Here is a 1,180-nt window from a genome sequence, read left to right on the forward strand (position 1 = left end):
TGAGCTGGGGGTGGCCGCAGAGACCAGCGAGAAGCGACTGTTTACTAAAAACACAGGTCCGTGCGAAGCCGTAAGGCGATGTATACGGACTGACGCCTGCCCGGTGCTGGAACGTTAAGGGGACCGGTTAGCTCCATTTCGGTGGGGCGAAGCTGAGAACTTAAGCGCCAGTAAACGGCGGTGGTAACTATAACCATCCTAAGGTAGCGAAATTCCTTGTCGGGTAAGTTCCGACCTGCACGAATGGCGTAACGACTTCTCGACTGTCTCAACCATAGGCCCGGTGAAATTGCACTACGAGTAAAGATGCTCGTTTCGCGCAGCAGGACGGAAAGACCCCGGGACCTTTACTACAGTTTGATATTGGTGTTCGGTTCGGCTTGTGTAGGATAGCTGGGAGACTTTGAAGCTCACACGCCAGTGTGGGTGGAGTCGTCGTTGAAATACCAGTCTGGTCGTGCTGGATGTCTAACCTGGGTCCGTGATCCGGATCAGGGACAGTGTCTGATGGGTAGTTTAACTGGGGCGGTTGCCTCCTAAAGGGTAACGGAGGCGCCCAAAGGTTCCCTCAGCCTGGTTGGCAATCAGGTGTTGAGTGTAAGTGCACAAGGGAGCTTGACTGTGAGACCGACGGGTCGAGCAGGGACGAAAGTCGGGACTAGTGATCCGGCGGTGGCTTGTGGAAGCGCCGTCGCTCAACGGATAAAAGGTACCCCGGGGATAACAGGCTGATCTTCCCCAAGAGTCCATATCGACGGGATGGTTTGGCACCTCGATGTCGGCTCGTCGCATCCTGGGGCTGGAGTCGGTCCCAAGGGTTGGGCTGTTCGCCCATTAAAGCGGTACGCGAGCTGGGTTTAGAACGTCGTGAGACAGTTCGGTCCCTATCCGCTGTGCGCGTAGGAGTCTTGAGAAGGGCTGTCCCTAGTACGAGAGGACCGGGACGGACGAACCTCTGGTGTGCCAGTTGTTCTGCCAAGGGCATGGCTGGTTGGCTACGTTCGGGAGGGATAACCGCTGAAAGCATCTAAGCGGGAAGCCTGCTTCGAGATGAGGACTCCCACCTCCTAGAGAGGGTAAGGCTCCCAGTAGACGACTGGGTTGATAGGCCGGATATGGAAGCCAGGTAACTGGTGGAGTTGACCGGTACTAATAGGCCGAGGGCTTGTCCTCAGTTGCT

1 rRNA gene is annotated in these 1,180 nt (G+C 56.4%); it reads left to right on the forward strand.

The features are described 5' to 3' along the window. Positions 1-1,173, forward strand: a 23S ribosomal RNA gene (locus ACIGAQ_RS37970); the annotation flags it as partial. Between the last annotated feature and the right edge of the window lie 7 nt (positions 1,174-1,180).

Origin of the sequence: Streptomyces sp. NPDC085932, from assembly GCF_044540525.1 — a bacterium.
GTDB lineage: Bacteria > Actinomycetota > Actinomycetes > Streptomycetales > Streptomycetaceae > Streptomyces > Streptomyces levis.